The 15979-nt window shown below is 72.8% G+C and carries 16 protein-coding genes; 8 read left to right on the top strand and 8 right to left on the bottom strand.

Annotated elements, in window-relative coordinates; genetic code table 11:
* Positions 1 to 106: 106 nt before the first annotated feature.
* On the top strand, positions 107 to 256 hold the full coding sequence (locus AB0L33_RS22300; RefSeq protein ID WP_365684036.1) for an SCO1431 family membrane protein: 150 nt from the start codon (positions 107 to 109) through the stop codon (positions 254 to 256).
* A gap of 63 nt (positions 257 to 319) precedes the next feature.
* Here AB0L33_RS22300 and AB0L33_RS22295 read toward each other — a convergent pair whose 3' ends face one another.
* Entirely contained in the window at positions 320 to 1594 is a 1275-nt protein-coding gene (locus AB0L33_RS22295) for a glycoside hydrolase family 18 protein (RefSeq protein ID WP_365684034.1), read from the bottom strand.
* A gap of 393 nt (positions 1595 to 1987) precedes the next feature.
* On the opposite strand from AB0L33_RS22295, the gene AB0L33_RS22290 reads away from it, so the two are divergent.
* On the top strand, positions 1988 to 3160 hold the full coding sequence (locus tag AB0L33_RS22290) for an acyl-CoA dehydrogenase family protein (RefSeq protein WP_365684032.1): 1173 nt from the start codon (positions 1988 to 1990) through the stop codon (positions 3158 to 3160).
* A gap of 400 nt (positions 3161 to 3560) precedes the next feature.
* On the opposite strand, the gene AB0L33_RS22285 is transcribed toward AB0L33_RS22290, so the two are convergent.
* Entirely contained in the window at positions 3561 to 3956 is a 396-nt protein-coding gene (locus AB0L33_RS22285; RefSeq protein ID WP_365684030.1) for a hypothetical protein, read from the bottom strand.
* A gap of 202 nt (positions 3957 to 4158) precedes the next feature.
* Between AB0L33_RS22285 and AB0L33_RS22280 the strand changes: the two genes are divergently transcribed.
* The 4 genes from AB0L33_RS22280 to fxsA all read left to right on the top strand — a co-directional run bounded on the left by AB0L33_RS22280 (position 4159) and on the right by fxsA (position 8227).
* Positions 4159 to 4599, top strand: a complete 441-nt coding sequence (locus AB0L33_RS22280; protein ID WP_018103953.1) for an Lrp/AsnC family transcriptional regulator — start codon at positions 4159 to 4161, stop codon at positions 4597 to 4599.
* Positions 4600 to 4645: 46 nt separating this feature from the next.
* The gene (locus AB0L33_RS22275) at positions 4646 to 6286 is read left to right on the top strand and encodes an amidohydrolase (protein WP_365684028.1); all 1641 of its coding nucleotides are present in this window, start codon (positions 4646 to 4648) and stop codon (positions 6284 to 6286) included.
* Positions 6287 to 6813: 527 nt separating this feature from the next.
* Positions 6814 to 7581, top strand: a complete 768-nt coding sequence (locus tag AB0L33_RS22270; protein WP_365684026.1) for a polyprenol monophosphomannose synthase — start codon at positions 6814 to 6816, stop codon at positions 7579 to 7581.
* A 55-nt stretch (positions 7582 to 7636) separates the two neighbouring features.
* The gene (gene fxsA, locus AB0L33_RS22265; RefSeq protein ID WP_365684024.1) at positions 7637 to 8227 is read left to right on the top strand and encodes an FxsA family membrane protein; all 591 of its coding nucleotides are present in this window, start codon (positions 7637 to 7639) and stop codon (positions 8225 to 8227) included.
* A gap of 111 nt (positions 8228 to 8338) precedes the next feature.
* On the opposite strand, the gene AB0L33_RS22260 is transcribed toward fxsA, so the two are convergent.
* The 4 genes from AB0L33_RS22260 to AB0L33_RS22245 form a co-directional block, all read right to left on the bottom strand.
* Complete coding sequence (locus AB0L33_RS22260) at positions 8339 to 8713, bottom strand: RNA polymerase-binding protein RbpA (protein ID WP_003959706.1); 375 nt, start codon at positions 8711 to 8713, stop codon at positions 8339 to 8341.
* Positions 8714 to 8988: 275 nt separating this feature from the next.
* Complete coding sequence (locus AB0L33_RS22255; protein ID WP_365684021.1) at positions 8989 to 10365, bottom strand: MFS transporter; 1377 nt, start codon at positions 10363 to 10365, stop codon at positions 8989 to 8991.
* 49 nt (positions 10366 to 10414) lie between these two features.
* Positions 10415 to 11179, bottom strand: a complete 765-nt coding sequence (locus AB0L33_RS22250) for a glycerophosphodiester phosphodiesterase (RefSeq protein WP_365684019.1) — start codon at positions 11177 to 11179, stop codon at positions 10415 to 10417.
* A complete protein-coding gene (locus AB0L33_RS22245; protein WP_365684017.1) occupies positions 11176 to 11817 on the bottom strand; it encodes a hypothetical protein in 642 nt (213 codons plus the stop codon). The genes AB0L33_RS22250 and AB0L33_RS22245 overlap by 4 nt, the downstream gene beginning before the upstream one ends.
* 102 nt (positions 11818 to 11919) lie before the next feature.
* Here AB0L33_RS22245 and AB0L33_RS22240 point away from each other — a divergent pair, with 102 nt between their 5' ends.
* Positions 11920 to 13419: a PLP-dependent aminotransferase family protein gene (locus AB0L33_RS22240; protein WP_365684015.1), complete on the top strand. Its 1500-nt coding sequence runs from the start codon at positions 11920 to 11922 to the stop codon at positions 13417 to 13419.
* 55 nt (positions 13420 to 13474) lie between these two features.
* On the opposite strand, the gene AB0L33_RS22235 is transcribed toward AB0L33_RS22240, so the two are convergent.
* Together AB0L33_RS22235 and AB0L33_RS22230 are read right to left on the bottom strand one after the other, a co-directional pair.
* On the bottom strand, positions 13475 to 15064 hold the full coding sequence (locus AB0L33_RS22235) for an ATP-binding protein (RefSeq protein WP_365684013.1): 1590 nt from the start codon (positions 15062 to 15064) through the stop codon (positions 13475 to 13477).
* Positions 15065 to 15101: 37 nt separating this feature from the next.
* The gene (locus AB0L33_RS22230) at positions 15102 to 15296 is read right to left on the bottom strand and encodes a hypothetical protein (RefSeq protein ID WP_018103962.1); all 195 of its coding nucleotides are present in this window, start codon (positions 15294 to 15296) and stop codon (positions 15102 to 15104) included.
* Between the two features lie 243 nt (positions 15297 to 15539).
* Between AB0L33_RS22230 and AB0L33_RS22225 the strand changes: the two genes are divergently transcribed.
* Positions 15540 to 15932 (top strand): ankyrin repeat domain-containing protein, encoded by a 393-nt coding sequence (locus AB0L33_RS22225; RefSeq protein ID WP_330311228.1) that lies wholly within the window; start codon positions 15540 to 15542, stop codon positions 15930 to 15932.
* Positions 15933 to 15979 lie beyond the last annotated feature (47 nt).

The raw sequence follows: 15979 nt of genomic DNA, 5'->3' as shown, positions 1-15979 counted from the left end.
GGGCAGTGACGGACGTCTCTACCCCCGGGCGCCCCGGGCTGGCACTGTGGTCGGGTCCCGGCCGGGTGCTGGGCGCGCCCCCTGCCGGCCGACCGAACGAGATGCCATGACCGCGACTGCCGCCACCCTCACCGCCGCCCGCCGCCGTGCCCGCACCGGCGGCCCCGACGACGGCCCCGAGCTGCTTGAGCACGTCCTGGGCTGGACCCTGGTGGTCGTGGTCGCCATGCTCGTCACGCAGCTCGGCCTGCTCTAGTACGCACGTCAGGGGCGGGGAGTCCGAAAGGCCCCCCGCCCCTGAGTTCACCACGTCACCGGGTCAGTCGATCGCCTTGATCAGCTCGCCGTCGGTGGTGTCACCGCTCAGCTCCCAGAAGAAGGTGCCGCCCAGCCCCTGCTGGTTCTTGTACGCCATCTTGGTGCCGATGGTCGCGGGGGTGTCGTAGCTCCACCAGTTGCTGCCGCAGTGGGCGTACGCCGTGCCCGCTACGGTGCCCGTGGTGGGGCAGGTGTTCTTGAGGACCTTGTAGTCCTCGATGCCCGCCTCGTACGTGCCCGGTGCCGCGCCGGTCGCCGTTCCGCCCGGCTCGTCCTGCGTGACGCCGGTCCAGCCGCGCCCGTAGAAGCCGATGCCGAGCAGCAGCTTCGCGGCCGGGACGCCCTGTGCCTTCAGCTTCTCGATGGCGGCCTCGCTGTTGAAGCCCTCCTTCGGGATGCCCTCGTAGGAGGTCAGCGGGGAGTGCGGGGCGGTCGGGCCCTTGGCGTCCCAGGCGCCGAAGAAGTCGTACGTCATGGGGTTGTACCAGTCGACGTACTGCGCGGCGCCGCCGTAGTCGACGGCCTCCAGCTTGCCGCCGTCCGAGCCGTCCGCGCTGATCGCCGAGGTGACCAGGTTGTCGCTGCCGAACTTCGAGCGCAGCGCCGACAGCAGCTTGCCGTAGGCGTCCCGGCCGCTGGTGTCACACGTGAGACCGCAGGCGTTGGGGTACTCCCAGTCGATGTCGATGCCGTCGAAGACGTCGGCCCACCGGGGGTCCTCGACCAGGTCGTAGCAGGATTCGGCGAACGCGGCCGGGTTCTGCGCCGCCTGGCCGAAGCCGCCGGACCAGGTCCAGCCGCCGAAGGACCAGATCACCTTCAGGTCCGGGTGCAGCTTCTTCAGCTTGCGCAACTGGTTGAAGTTGCCGCGCAGTTCCTGGTCCCAGGTGTCGGCGACGCCGTCGACGGACTGGTCGGCGGTGTACGCCTTCTCGTAGTCCGCGTAGGAGTCGCCGACCGTGCACTTGCCGCCCTGGACGTTGCCGAAGGCGTAGTTGATGTGGGTGAGCTTGTCGGCCGAGCCCGAGGTCTCGATGTTCTTGACGTGGTAATTGCGCTGGTAGACACCCCAGTTGGTGAAGTATCCGACCACCTTGTCACCGGCCGCCGTGGAGGCGGCGGGTGCTGCTGCCGGTGCGGCGGCCCGGGGCGCGGTGGGGGTCGCGCCTGCGGTGCCGGTGCCGGCCACGCCGAGCAGGGCTGCGCCCAGAGCGGCGGTACACGCGGCAGCGGCGAGGGCCCGAAGACGGGCTCCCGGGCGATGCAGTCCGGTCATGGTTGCTCCTCGTGGGGGAGGGGACGTGCCGATGGACCACCGGCTCACGGCGCTCGAACTTGGCATGAACGCGGTAAGCCGGTTCGCCGGGAACGGTAGATGGACTAGACCAGTTGGGTCAATGGTTCGGACCAATATCGACGATCTCCGGACCTCCGGAGCCGGGCGCCCGGAGCCCGTTCATTCGTATGTTCGGTCAACCGGTGACGGATGCCATCCGATCGGGCATACTCGTCCCGCCACAGCCGCCTGCCTGCGCCTCTCGTAATCCGGGAGGGCAACATCGGCTGGGCAGCAGTGATTTCGGGCATCGCCCGGAGATCCCCCCGGCGGCGCCGCTCACACCCCGCGCGCGTGACCGCCGCAACGCCCGACAGGGAGGAGAGCGCCGTCATGTCCGACCGTGCCCCGCAGTGGGTCGAACGCCGTCTGCCCACCGAGGAATCCAGCCAGCTGATCGACCTCGTAAGGGACATCGCCCAGCGGGAGATCGTCCCGGGGGCGGCCGAGGAGGAGGAAGCGGGCCGCTTCCCCCGCGAGGTCTTCACCCTGCTCTCCGAGTCCGGCCTGCTCGGTCTGCCCTACGACTCCGAACTCGGCGGCGGCGACCAGCCGTACGAGGTCTACCTCCAGGTCCTCGAAGAGCTCAGCGCCGCCCGGCTCACCGTCGGCCTCGGCGTCAGCGTCCACTCCCTCGCCTGCCACGGCCTCGCCGGCTACGGCACCAAGGAGCAGCGCGCCGAACACCTCCCGTCGATGCTCTCCGGTGGTCTGCTCGGCGCCTACTGCCTCTCCGAACCCGCCTCCGGCTCCGACGCCGCCTCGCTGCGCACCAAGGCCGTACGGGACGGCGACGACTGGGTGATCACCGGCACCAAGGCATGGATCACGCACGGCGGCATCGCCGACTTCTACACCGTGCTGGCCCGCACCGGCGCCGAGGGCCCCCGGGGCATCACCGCCTTCCTCGTCCCCGGCGACGCCGCCGGGCTGAGCGCGGCCGTCCCCGAGAAGAAGATGGGCATGAAGGGCTCGCCCACCGCCCAGCTGCACTTCGACGGCGTCCGCATCCCCGACTCCCGCCGGATCGGCGAGGAGGGCCAGGGCTTCGCGATCGCCCTGTCCGCCCTCGACTCCGGCCGCCTCGGCATCGCCGCCTGCGCCATCGGCGTCGCCCAGGCCGCGCTCGGCGAGGCCCTCGGCTACGCCACCGGCCGCAAGCAGTTCGGCCGCCCCATCGCGGACTTCCAGGGCCTGCGGTTCATGCTCGCCGACATGGCGACCCGCATCGAGGCCGGCCGCGCGCTCTACCTGGAGGCCGCCCGGCTGAGGGACGCGGGCCGCCCCTTCTCGCGCCAGGCCGCCATGGCCAAGCTCTTCTGCACGGACGCCGCGATGCAGGTGACCACCGACGCCGTCCAGGTGCTCGGCGGCTACGGCTACACGCAGGACTTCCCCGTCGAACGCCTCATGCGCGAGGCCAAGGTGCTCCAGATCGTGGAAGGCACCAACCAGATTCAGCGGATGGTCATCGCTCGCCACCTCGCGGGCCCTGAGTCCCGCTGACCCGCAGCGGCCGCTCGGACCACACGGGCGTCGTCATGATCCGGTTCCAGTCCTGGTCATGACGGCCCGGCAGGGTCCGGCCCGTGCTCTCCCAGTGCCGCAGCAGCGCCCGGTAGATCGGCGGATCGCTCGAATGGGGCACCGCACGCGGCGCAGACCGGGGCGGTTCGGACCGGGACGCCGGTACGGAACCGGGCTGCGGAACCGATTCTTCGGAAGGCGGGGCGGCGAGCCGGCGCCGCCCGGGGCCGGCCGTGGAATGCAGCGGGGTCATACCGGGGCAACGCCGTAGGGCGCCGCGGGGTCACTGGTTGTTCGATTCGGGCGAATGTTCACCCGGTTCTCTCCGGCTGCCGGGCTGCCAGAGCACCCCGGCCGCGTGTTCGGGAAGGGGGGAGGCTCAGGCGGCCTCGCGCCGGAGCGGGTGCGCCACCCGGATCGGCCGGGAACCGGCACCGCCGGCGTGCGAGAAGGGCTGCGTCCGCCAGTCGAGCCCCTGCGGGAGCGTCAGCAGCAGCGCGGTCTCCTGCTCCTGGGCGCCGTCGGCCTCGGCGGGCCGGTCCCCGGCGGCGCGCCCCGTACCGGGGCACACGGTGAGCACGAACGGGTTCCACGGGGACGGGCACAGCGCGTGCTCCGGGAGCACGTCCTCGTCCGCCAGGAGCGCGATGGGCTGCGCGCAGTCCGGGCAGACGACCCGGTACATCTCGAAGGTGTCGTACGCGTCGGGAGCGGCGTCCTCGAACGGATCAACGGGCTCCGGTTCGGTACGTCCGGTGAGCTTCAGGTGTGGCATGGGAAATCCCCCCTCGGATGGGCCGGCATGACGCTGTGGCCTCGGCCACAGCAAGCACTTCCCGCCGCCGATCGGCCGTAACCGTTCCGTGTCCCACTACTGCCGCGTAAACCTGTGGCGTTGGTCACATGCCCGGCGCAGGTGCCGTCCCAAGGGCTGGGCGGCTGTGCCGGGAACCACTCATGGCCATAGATTGATCCATATGGAGGAGCTGGACCGTCACATCGTGGAGTTGCTCGTCAAGGACGGGCGGATGAGCTACACCGACCTGGGCAAGGCCACCGGCCTGTCCACCTCGGCCGTTCATCAGCGCGTCCGCAGGCTGGAGCAGCGCGGGGTGATCCGCGGTTACGCCGCGGTCGTGGACCCGGAGGCGGTCGGCCTGCCGCTGACCGCGTTCATCTCGGTCAAGCCGTTCGACCCCAGCGCCCCGGACGACATCGCCGAACGGCTCGCCGGCGTCCCGGAGCTGGAGGCATGCCACAGCGTCGCCGGCGACGAGAACTACATCCTCAAGGTCCGCGTGGCGACGCCGCTGGAGCTGGAGAACCTGCTCACCCGCATCCGCTCGCTGGCCGGTGTCTCCACCCGCACCACGGTCGTCCTGTCCACCCCGTACGAGGCGCGCCCGCCGCAGATCTGAGGGGGCCGGGCACGAGGGCGTGCCGGAACGCGGGAGACTGGTGCTCATGACCGAGAGCACCGCCCCCCAGAGCGAACACCGCACCGTGCTGCTGCGCGGTGGAGACGTCCACAGCCCCGCCGACCCCTTCGCCACCGCCATGGTGGTCGAACGGGGCCATGTCGCCTGGGTGGGCTCCGAAGGCGCCGCCGACGCCTTCGCGAGCGGCGTCGACGAGGTGATCGACCTCGACGGGGCGCTGGTCACCCCCGCGTTCACCGACGCCCACGTCCACACCACCTCGACCGGACTGGCGCTCACCGGGCTCGACCTCTCCGGCGCCCGCACCCTCGGCGACGCCCTCGCCCGCGTCCGCGCCCACGTGGCCGCCCACCCCGCCGACCGGGTCGTCCTCGGACACGGCTGGGACGCCACCCGCTGGCCCGAGCAGCGCCCGCCCTCCCGCGCCGAGCTGGACGGGGCGGCGTCCGGCCGGCCCGTCTACCTGCCCCGGGTCGACGTGCACTCGGCGGTCGTCAGCACCGCCCTGCTCGACCTCGTCCCCGGTGTCACCGCGATGCCCGGCTACCACCCCGAAGGGCCGCTGACCGCCGCCGCCCACCACGCCGTGCGCGCGGCCGCCCACGACGCCGTGACGCCCGCCCAGCGCGCCGAGGCGCAGCGTGCCGCCCTGCGCCACGCGGCCTCCCTCGGCATCGGCTCGCTCCACGAGTGCGGCGGCCCGGACATCTCCGACGAGGACGACTTCACCGGGCTCCTGAAGGTGGCCGCCGAGCGGCCCGGGCCCCGCGTCTTCGGCTACTGGGCCCAGGAGGTGGCCGACGAGAAGGACGCCCGGCGCATCCGCGAGCTCGGCGCCGTCGGCGCGGCCGGCGACCTCTTCGTGGACGGCTCGCTCGGCTCGCACACCGCCTGCCTGCACGAGCCGTACGCCGACGCCCCGCACACCGGCACCGCCCACCTGGACGCCGCCCGGATCGCCGCCCACGTCGCCGCCTGCACCGAGGCGGGGCTCCAGGCGGGCTTCCACGCCATCGGGGACGCGGCGCTCTCCGCGGTCGTCCAGGGCATCAGGGCCGCGGCCGAGAAGGTGGGCCTCGCCCGGGTGCGGGCCGCCCGGCACCGCATCGAGCACGCGGAGATGCTCACCCCCGAGACCGTCGCGGCCTTCGCGGAGCTGGGCCTCACCGCCTCCGTCCAGCCCGCCTTCGACGCCGCGTGGGGCGGCGAGGAGGGCATGTACGCCCAGCGCCTCGGCGCCGGACGGGCCGCCACCCTCAACCCGTACGCGGCGCTGCTGCGGGCCGGTGTGCCGCTCGCCTTCGGCTCGGACAGTCCGGTGACCCCGCTGGACCCGTGGGGGACCGTGCGGGCCGCCGCCTTCCACCGGACGCTGGAGCACCGCGTCTCGGTCCGTGCCGCCTTCACCGCCCACACCCGGGGCGGCTGGCGGGCCCTCGGGCGGGACGACGCGGGGACCCTGGTGCCCGGCGCCCCGGCCGACTACGCGGTCTGGCGCACCGACGAGCTGGTGGTCCAGGCGCCGGACGACCGGGTGGCGCGCTGGTCGACCGACCCCCGGTCCGGGACGCCGGGACTGCCCGACCTCGGCCCCGGCGCTGACCTGCCGGTCTGCCTGCGCACCGTGGTGCTCGGACAAACTGTCTACGTAAGGCCGAACGAGTGACGTGCGGAGATTCCGGCCCGCCCACGCAGGGCGGGTCCGCTCTTCCGTCACCTGGGGATCTTCGGGACTGACCAGGCGATTTCGGTAATCGATGCAGGTCAGGCAAGTATTGACAGAATGCGGCCATCGGCCGGTAGGTTCGGCCGAGTCCACCACAGGACGTCCGACCGGTGAAACCTCCACGCAGTCGTCGAACGCCGCTGGGTCACGGGGTGGTGTGCCGCACCGGCGCACCACCACTGACAGCCAGGTTCAGCGCCCGCGCCTCGGGGGCGAGGGAAGGTTTCAGCCGGACGGAGGGTGCGACCCGGGTGGGGCCCGGACGTTCAGTAGACAACGGCTCTAGGTCGATCCGCAGCCAGCGGGTCCCAGGTCGGCCCGAAGGACTCCGGGCCCCGATCCGCACTTCTGTCCCCGATTCCGCGCTTGTGTCCCCCGCCGCTCCCGCGCCACCCCGACCGGGTCGGCGTCCGGCCCCGCCGCGCTCGATATGGTGTGCACCTGCGTACGGACGTGAGGGGCAGTAAGTGAACGACGGCGGTCAGCGGCAATTCGGCCCGCTCGGCAGTGTCTTGGTGATCATCCCGACCTACAACGAGGCCGAGAACATCAAGCCGATCGTGAGCCGGGTGCGCGACGCCGTGCCGGAGGCCCACATCCTCGTCGCCGACGACAACAGCCCCGACGGGACGGGCAAGCTGGCCGACGAGCTGGCCGCGGACGACGACCACGTCCACGTCCTGCACCGCAAGGGCAAGGAAGGGCTCGGCGCGGCCTACCTCGCCGGCTTCCGCTGGGGCATGGACCACGACTACGGCGTCCTCGTCGAGATGGACGCCGACGGCTCCCACCAGCCCGAGGAACTGCCCCGGCTGCTCACCGCGCTCAAGGGCGCGGACCTGGTCCTCGGCTCCCGCTGGGTGCCCGGCGGCCGGGTGGTGAACTGGCCCAAGTCCCGCGAGTTCATCTCGCGCGGCGGCAGCACGTACTCCCGGCTGATGCTGGGCCTGCGGACCCGGGACGTCACCGGCGGCTACCGGGCCTTCCGCGCCGAGACCCTGAAGGGCATCGGCCTGGACGCGGTCGCCTCCCAGGGCTACTGCTTCCAGGTCGACCTGGCCCGCCGCGCGGTCGAGGCCGGCTTCCACGTGGTGGAGGTGCCGATCACCTTCGTGGACCGAGAGGTCGGCGACTCCAAGATGAGCAAGGACATCCTGGTCGAGGCGCTGTGGCGGGTGACCGCCTGGGGCGTCACCAGCCGGACGAACAAGGTGCTCGGCCGCCGTAACCCCTGAGTCCGCCGGTCACCCCCTTACGGCGTACGGACGCGTGGCCAGGCACACTGGGGACATGACGACCGGCACACCGCCCCCGACCGCCCGCAGGCGCTCGCGCGCCCGGACCTTCATACCTCTCGCCGTCGCCGCCTGGGCGGTGCTGGAGATCTGGCTGCTGATCCTGGTGGCCGACGCCGCGGGCGGGCTGACCGTCGTGATCCTGCTGGCCGCCGGGATCGTGTTCGGCGCCGCGGTGATCAAGGGCGCGGGCCGCCGGGCCTTCCGGAACCTCACGGAGACGCTTCAGCGGATGCCGGGGCAGCCGGGCGCGGACGGTTCCTCACCCGCCGCCCCCGAGAGCGGCCGGGGCAACGGCTTCCTGATGCTCGGGGGGCTGTTGATCATGATCCCCGGCCTGATCTCGGACGCGGCCGGGCTGCTGCTCCTCATCCCGCCGCTGCGGACGGCCCTCAGCCGTTACGCGGAAAGCTCGCTGGACCGCCGCATGCGGACGGCCGCCCCCGGCGGCTTCTCGGACGCCTTCCAGCAGGCCCGCATCCACCGCCCGGACGGCAAGGTGGTCCAGGGCGAGGTCATCCGCGACGAGCCGCCCCGCGACCACCCGGGCCCGGATGACGAGCCCCGCCCGCCGCTGACGCGGTGACCCTTCCAAGCCCTGACACAGGCGGGACGAGCCGCAGCAAACGACAAAGCCGCGGGCCCGGTACGCAAAACGTACCGGGCCCGCGGCCTGTCGTGGAACCGCGTTAGCGGGTCACGCGGACTTCCTGCTGTCCCGAGGATGCACGGCGATGTTCATCGCCCCGGAGCGCAGGACGGCCAGCCGCTCGGCCAGCACCTCCTCCAGCTCCTCGCGCGTGCGCCGCTCCATGAGCATGTCCCAGTGCGTACGCGCGGGCTTGCCCTTCTTCTCCTCGGGGCCATCCCCGTCCACCAGGAGTGCCTGGGCGCCACACGCCTTGCACTCCCACTCCGGCGGAATTTCCGCCTCTACCGAGAACGGCATCTCGAATCGATGTCCGTTCTGGCATGCGTACTCCACCGCCTGGCGCGGGGCCAGATCGATGCCGCGGTCCGTCTCGTAGCTGGTAACCACGAGTCGCGTGCCGCGGAGAGCTCGCTCACTCATGAATCGTGCCTCCCGGGCTTGTCGCCCACAGGACAGGTGTCGCTGTCGTCGTCAATCGGTCAACGTCCGGTCGGCGGCAAAGATTCCCGTTACCGGTCATGCGTCGCCCGTCGAACCGCTGATTTTTCAGGTTTCCCAGGGTTCAAGTACCCGCCCATACCCGGTTTGTCACCTTTGACGGAAGTTGTCACCCAACGGTTCGCGAAGTTCCACTCGCCGTAACGGTCACCCGGGGCAGGCCAAAGGCGTACACTACCGGCCTTTTACTTCAACGTCTAAATCCGCTCCGGCACGGGGTTTCCCGCCGCCGCGATCGCACGCGCGAGCGGCACCCGCGCGAGGAGCACCGAGCCCACGACGAAGAAGACCACCAGCGAGATGATCGCGTCCCGGTAGCTGCCGGTCAGCTGGTAGGCGAGACCGAACACCAGGGGCCCCAGCCAGCTCAGGCCGCGGTCGCTCATCTCGTACGCCGAGAAGTACTCGGCCTCCTTGCCGCGCGGCACCAGGTGCGAGAACAGGGAACGCGACAGCGCCTGGCTGCCGCCCAGCACCAGGCCGATCGCCGCCGCCAGCACATAGAAGAAGACGGGCGACCCGGCGGGCAGGAAGTACCCCGCGACCAGGATCAGCGTCCACACCACCAGCGAGCCCAGGATCGTGCGCTTCGCCCCGTGCACCCGGGCCATGCGCCCCATCGCCAGCGCCCCGGCCACCGCGAGCACCTGCACCAGCAGCACCGCCGTGATCAGCGTCGACTGCCCGAGGCCCAGCTCCTCGGAGCCGTACACCGACGCCTGCGAGATCACGGTCTGCACGCCGTCGTTGTAGACGAGGTAGGCGAGCAGGAAGGACAGGGTCAGCGGATGGCGCCGCATGTCCGCCAGCGTGGCCCGCAGCTGCCGCCACCCCGAGCCCGGCGCGGCGCCCCGGCCGCCCGGCGTCACCCGGCGGTCGACCAGCCGGCGCAGCGGGACGACGGTGAAGACGCCCCACCACAGACCCGCCGACGCCAGGCAGATCCGTACCGCCTGGGACTCCGAGAGGCCGAAGGAGTCGTGGCCCGAATACAGGACCAGGTTCAGTACGAGGACCAGCGCCCCGGAGGTGTAGCCGAACGCCCACCCCCGCGAGGAGACGTCGTCGCGCTCCTCGGGCTCGGCGATCTGCGGCAGGTAGGAGTTGTAGACCATCATCGCGACCGCCGTCGCCGCGTTCGCCACGACGAGCAGGAAGGCGCCGAGCAGATAGCGGTCCCCGTCCAGGAAGAACATCGCGGTCGTCGCCGCGGCCCCGGTGTACGCCGTCGCCGCGAGGAGCGGCTTCTTGCGGCCCGTGCGGTCGGCCGCCGCGCCCACCACGGGCATCAGGACGATCGCCAGGACGAGCGAGGCCGACACCGCGTACGCGAACAGCGACCCGGCACGCACCGGGATGCCGAGCGGGTGGACGAAGCCGTCGGGGTCGGCGGCGGCCTTGGCGACCGAGGTCAGATACGGGCCCAGGAAGACCGTGACCACGCTCGTGGAGTAGACGGAGCACGCGAAGTCGTAGAAGTACCAGCCGCGCTGCTCCCTGCGTCGTGCGGCCGGGTCGTCCGGGCCGGCCGCGCCGTCGGCCGGCTCGGTGGTGTCTGCGGTCTCGGCCGTCATGGCGCCCCCTGGAATCTCCCCGTGAAGGCGCCGCCCGGCCGGCGGCGGTTCAGGCCCAGGCCCCCCGCCCGCTCAGCACCGTGCGCAGCGCCTCGATGTGATCGGTCATGATGCCATCCACCCCCAGGTCCAGGAGAGCGGCCATCCGCTCCGGTTCGTTCACCGTCCACACATGCACCTGGAGCCCTCGCGCGTGTGCCTCGCGCACGAAGCGGCGGTCCACGACCCGGATGCCGTTCTGGCTCTCCGGCACCTGCGCGCACACCGCCCCGGCGCGCAGCGCGGCCGGGATGCCGTACGAGCGCAGCCGCAGGCCGAGCACCCCGCGCACGCCGTACGAGGTGGCCAGGCGCGGGCCGCCCAGCCGGTGCGCCCGGGCGACCCGGGCCTCGGAGAACGAGCCGACGCACACCCGGTCCCAGGCGTCCGTCGCGCGGATCAGCTCCAGGAGCGGCAGGAGGGCGGCCTCCGCCTTGACGTCCACGTTCCACCGGGCCCCGGGGAAGGTCTCCAGCAGCTCCTCGAACAGCGGCAGCGGCTCGCGCCCGGCCACCCGGGCCCGGCGTATCTCGCTCCACGGCAGCTCCGCCAGGCGGCCCCGGGCGTCGGTCACCCGGTCCAGCGTGGCGTCGTGGAAGGCGACGAGCCGGCCGTCCGCCGACGCGTGCACATCGGTCTCGAAGTAGCGGTACCCGGCGTCGGCGGCGCGGCGGAAGGCGGCGGCCGTGTTCTCGATGCCGTCCGCGGCCCCGCCCCGGTGGGCGAACGCGAGCGGAGCGGGGTGATCCAGATAGGGGTGGCGTTCGGAGGTCACCGCCGCAGTATGGACCGCCGGGGCGCGGGCGTCCCGGCCGAGGGGGCGCTCTCGCTGGGGATCGCGAAGACCCGCAGGAATACCTGGGCGAGCGGGCCGATGGCCAGGGCGTACAGGACCGTGCCGATGCCGAGGGACCCGCCGAGCAGGAAGCCGGTGACCACCACCGCGATCTCGATCGCGGTGCGCACCAGCCGGATGGATCGGCCGGAGCGCCGGTGCAGCCCGGTCATCAGGCCGTCCCGGGGGCCGGGGCCGAACCGGGCGCTGATGTAGAGGCCCGTCGCCACGCCGTTCAGCACGATTCCCGCCGCCATCACACCGGCCCGCGCCACCGGGCCGTGCACCTCGGGGACCAGGGCGAGCGTGCCGTCCATCGCGATGCCCACGGCGAACACGTTGGACACCGTGCCCAGGCCCGGCCGCTGCCGCAGCGGAATCCACAGCAGCAGCACGATCGCGCCGACGATGATCGAGACCACGCCGATGCTGATCCCGGTGCGCTCGGCCAGGCCCTGGTGCAGCACGCCCCAGGGCTCCAGGCCGAGACCGGCGACGACCAGGAGCGCCGAGCTCGCCCCGTACAACGCGAGTCCCGCGTACAGCCGGCCCAGCCGGCGGGTGAGGTGCTTGGACAAGGGGTGCCCCCTGGTGTGGTGGTGTTGGACCGCTCCGTGTCACTCTGTGGCAGGGGATTGGTCGCCAACCATGGCCAATCCGAGGAAGGTGGACTGATTCTCATGGCGGAGTGGACTTCGGCGGTCGGAGCGGCCCAGCTGGCCCGGCAGCTCCGGGCCCAGCAGCAGCGGCCGGCCGGTCCCGGCAGCCGCCGCCCGCCCGCCTACCGCGCCCTCGCCGACGGCATCCGGCTGCTCGTCCTGGAGGGCCGGGTCGCGGTCGCCGCCCGCCTCCCCGCCGAACGCGAGCTCGCCCTCGCCCTGGCGGTCAGTCGCACCACGGTCGCCGCCGCCTACGAGGCGCTGCGGGCCGAGGGCTTCCTGGAGTCCCGGCGCGGCGCGGGCAGCTGGACGGCGGTCCCGGCGGGCAACCCGCTGCCCGCCCGCGGCCTGGAGCCCCTGCCGCCCGAGGCCCTGGGCTCCATGATCGACCTGGGCTGCGCCTCGCTGCCGGCCCCCGAACCCTGGCTCACCCGGGCCGTCCAGGGCGCCCTGGAGGAGCTGCCGCCGTACGCCCACACCCACGGCGACTACCCCGCCGGGCTGCCCGCCCTGCGCCGGATGATCGCCGACCGCTACACCGCCGACGGCATCCCGACCATGCCCGAGCAGATCATGGTCACCACCGGCGCGATGGGCGCCATCGACGCCATCTGCCACCTCTTCGCCGGACGCGGCGAACGCATCGCGGTGGAGTCCCCGAGCTACGCCAACATCCTCCAGCTGATGCGCGAGGCCGGCGCCCGGCTGGTCCCCGTCGCCATGGAGGAGGGGCTCGGCGGCTGGGACCTCAACCGGTGGCGCCAGGTCCTGCGGGACGCCGCGCCCCGGCTCGGCTACGTCGTCGCGGACTTCCACAACCCGACCGGGGCGCTGGCCGACGAGGAGCGCCGCCGCGCCCTGGTGGACGCCGCCCGCTCGGCCGGCACGGTGCTGGTCGTGGACGAGACGATGCGGGAGCTGCACCTCGACGAGGACGTGGCGATGCCGCGCCCGGTCTGCGCGTTCGACCCGGCGGGCAGCACGGTCCTGACGGTGGGGTCGGCCAGCAAGGCGTTCTGGGCCGGCATGCGGATCGGCTGGGTACGGGCCGCGCCCGACGTGATCCGCAGCCTGGTGGCCGCCCGCGCCTACGCCGACATGGGCACCCCCGTCCTCGAACAGCTCGCGGTGAACTGGCTGATGCGCACCGGCGGCTGGCAGGAGGCCGTGCGGCTGCGCCGGGAGCAGGCCCGCGAGAACCGCGACGCGCTCGTCGCCGCGGTGCGCCGGGAACTGCCGGAGTGGGAGTTCTCCGTGCCCGGCGGCGGGCTCACGCTCTGGGTGCGCACCGGCGGCCTGTCCGGCTCCCGGCTCGCGGTCGCGGGCGAGGGGGTCGGGGTGCGCGTGCCGTCCGGGCCCCGGTTCGGGGTCGACGGCGCCTTCGAGGGCTACGTACGGCTGCCGTTCACGGTCGGCGGTCCGGTCGCGGACGAGGCGGCCCAGCGCCTCGCCCAGGCGGCCCGGCTGGTCGGAGCGGGCGCCGGCGCGGGCGCGGAGGCACCGCGCACCTTCGTGGCGTGAACGACCGAGGAGGGCCCGGCGCGCCGCCGGGCCCTCCTCGATCGCCGTCACGCGCTCAGTCGCCGACGGCCACGGCCTCCAGTGCGACCGGTGTCCCCACGGCGTCGGCCGGCGCCGGTTCCGGCGCCCCCGCCTCGACCGCCGTGCGCCGCTCCGGCAGCAGGCTCAGCACCGCCGCGCGCTGCGCCTCGCTCGTGGCGTCGTCGTACGGGTCGGGCGTGGCCGGGACCTGGATGCGCAGCACCGGGCCGGCGCCGAAGCGGGCGTAGCCGCGGCCGGCCGGGGCTTCCGGCGGCGGGGTGGTGTGCGGCCCGGTGCCGAGCACCGCCTCGACCTGCTCCGCGGTGCAGTCGCCGAGCACCACCCGGGCCCTGGTGTGCGTCCGGACGGTCTCGCCGAGGCCGTCGAGGTGGTCGAACGCCTCGGCCAGGACCACGACGACGTTGGCGGCCCGGCCGTGCCGCAGCGGGACCTGGAGCAGTTCCTGCGCGTCGGGCGCGCCGTCCCCGGCCGGCCGGGCGAGCGCGCTCGGCCGGTCCAGCAGGATCCAGAGCGGCCGCGTCAGGTCCTCGGGGACCGGGTTCCCGGCCTGCCGGGCGCGGTTCGCCTCGATCAGCCGGCGTTCCGTCTCGTTGGCCGCCCACTCCAGGGTGGAGAGCGCGCCGGCGGGCCCGCATTCGACGGCCAGGACGCCCTCGCGCCCGGTGAAGCAGGCGTACTCGCCGGTGCCGCTGCCCTCCACGATGAGGATGTCGCCCTGCTGGAGCGCCTGGAGGGCGATGGACCGCAGCAGGGTGGTGGTGCCGCTGCCGGGCTGCCCGGCGACCAGCAGGTGCGGTTCGGTGGAGCGGGGGCCGGTGCGCCAGACGACGCCGGGCGCGTCCCGGCTGCCGGCGTTGTCGCTCACCGGGAGGGTGCGCTGCACGGCGTCCTCGTCCGTGAAGCCGAGGACGGTCTCGCCGGGGGCGGTGACGAAGCGCTGGGCGGTGAGCGAGGTCGGCAGGGCGTCCAGGACGTTCATCACGAGCCGGTTGCCCTCCTCGTCCCAGCTGAACCGGTACTCCCGGCCGCGGCCCGACTTGGCGTGCAGCAGTTGTTCGATCCGGGCCCGGGACTGGGGCTCGCTGTCGGTGAAGTACGCGGGATACGCGACCTGGAGGCGCGAGACGCGGCCGTCGCCGTCGAACGCGTAACCGCTGAAGACCTGCTCCCAGTCGCCGCCGTGGCTGAACAGCGGGCTGGGGTCGTCGGCCGTCGAGAAGTACGGCACGAGGGCCTCGTACAGGGACCGCAGCCGGGCGGTCTCCGCCTCGTCGGGGCCGGTCCTCGCGGGGGTGCGGTCGCGCCCCGTCCATGCGGCTGCGCCCATCACCGTGACGAGGGCCAGCACCGGCCCGTACGGGATGAGCGCGACCACGAGTACGCAGGCCGCGACGAGGAACAGCGTGGCGCCACGCCGGTCCTTGGGTGTCGCGGCCCACTTCTGCCGTCCTGCGCCGGCCAGCAGCCGCAGACCACGCGTGAGCGTGATCAGCGGATGGAGCACATCGGTGGCGCTGTCGGCGGCCGTGCGCGCGAATTCTCGACTGCGAGTGATCGAAGCGCTGCCGCTGCTCAGAATGCGGGGGAGTGGTCGCCTGGCCACGTCTGTCTCCTGAAGGGGTCGGTGCGGAGGCGGAGGGTCAGAACTTGATCCCGCCCAGGAGTCCGGCCAGGCTCGCTCCGCCCGCGGTGATGCTCGGTGCGATGGCGGTCCCGGCCAGGTAGAAGCCGAACAGGGCGGTGACGAGGGCGTGCGACGCCTTGAGGCCGTCCTTCCTGAAGAACAGGAAGACGATGATGCCGAGGATGACGACGCCGGACATGGAAAGGATCATGAGTGTTCTCCTGGTTGGAGGGGACGGTCACCATGAGTCCTTCCAGGCTCACCCCAAGTATCCATAAGATAAAAGGCGCATTCGGGTGAAAAGGGTGATTATCCACTCGATCGGCGGAGGTGAAGCCCGGGCCTGATCATGTACCCGCCCGGGCAGTACCCTGTCGGTTCACTCGCACGGCCCCCGCCGTGCACGTCCCGGCCGCCCACGGCGGCCCGAACGGTCAAGGAAGGCGGTACCCCGATGAGCGACGTCCCCGATCCCGAGGTCGTGGAGCTGGCCTCCAAGGTGTTCGACCTGGCACGCGCCGGCGACGCCGACGCCCTCGCCGCCTACGTGGACGCCGGGGTGCCCGCCAACCTCACCAACGACCGGGGCGACTCGCTGCTGATGCTCGCCGCCTACCACGGGCACGCCCCCGCGGTCACCGCCCTCGCCGCCCGCGGCGCCGACCCGGGCCGGGCGAACGACCGGGGCCAGACCCCCCTCGCCGGAGCCGTCTTCAAGGGCGAGGAAGCGGTGATCCGCGCCCTCCTCGACGCGGGCGCCGATCCGGCCGCCGGAACGCCCTCCGCGGTCGACACCGCGCGCATGTTCGGCAAGGACGACCTGCTGGAACTCTTCGGCGCCCGCTGAACGGGTACGCCGTAAATGTGGTCGCGGTGGCGAAATGGCTGGGTCAT

The organism is Streptomyces sp. NPDC052299 (assembly GCF_040679335.1).
Taxonomy (GTDB): domain Bacteria; phylum Actinomycetota; class Actinomycetes; order Streptomycetales; family Streptomycetaceae; genus Streptomyces.
Note: the sequence above shows the minus strand (reverse complement) of the source record. Positions and strands in the feature narration are given on the sequence as shown.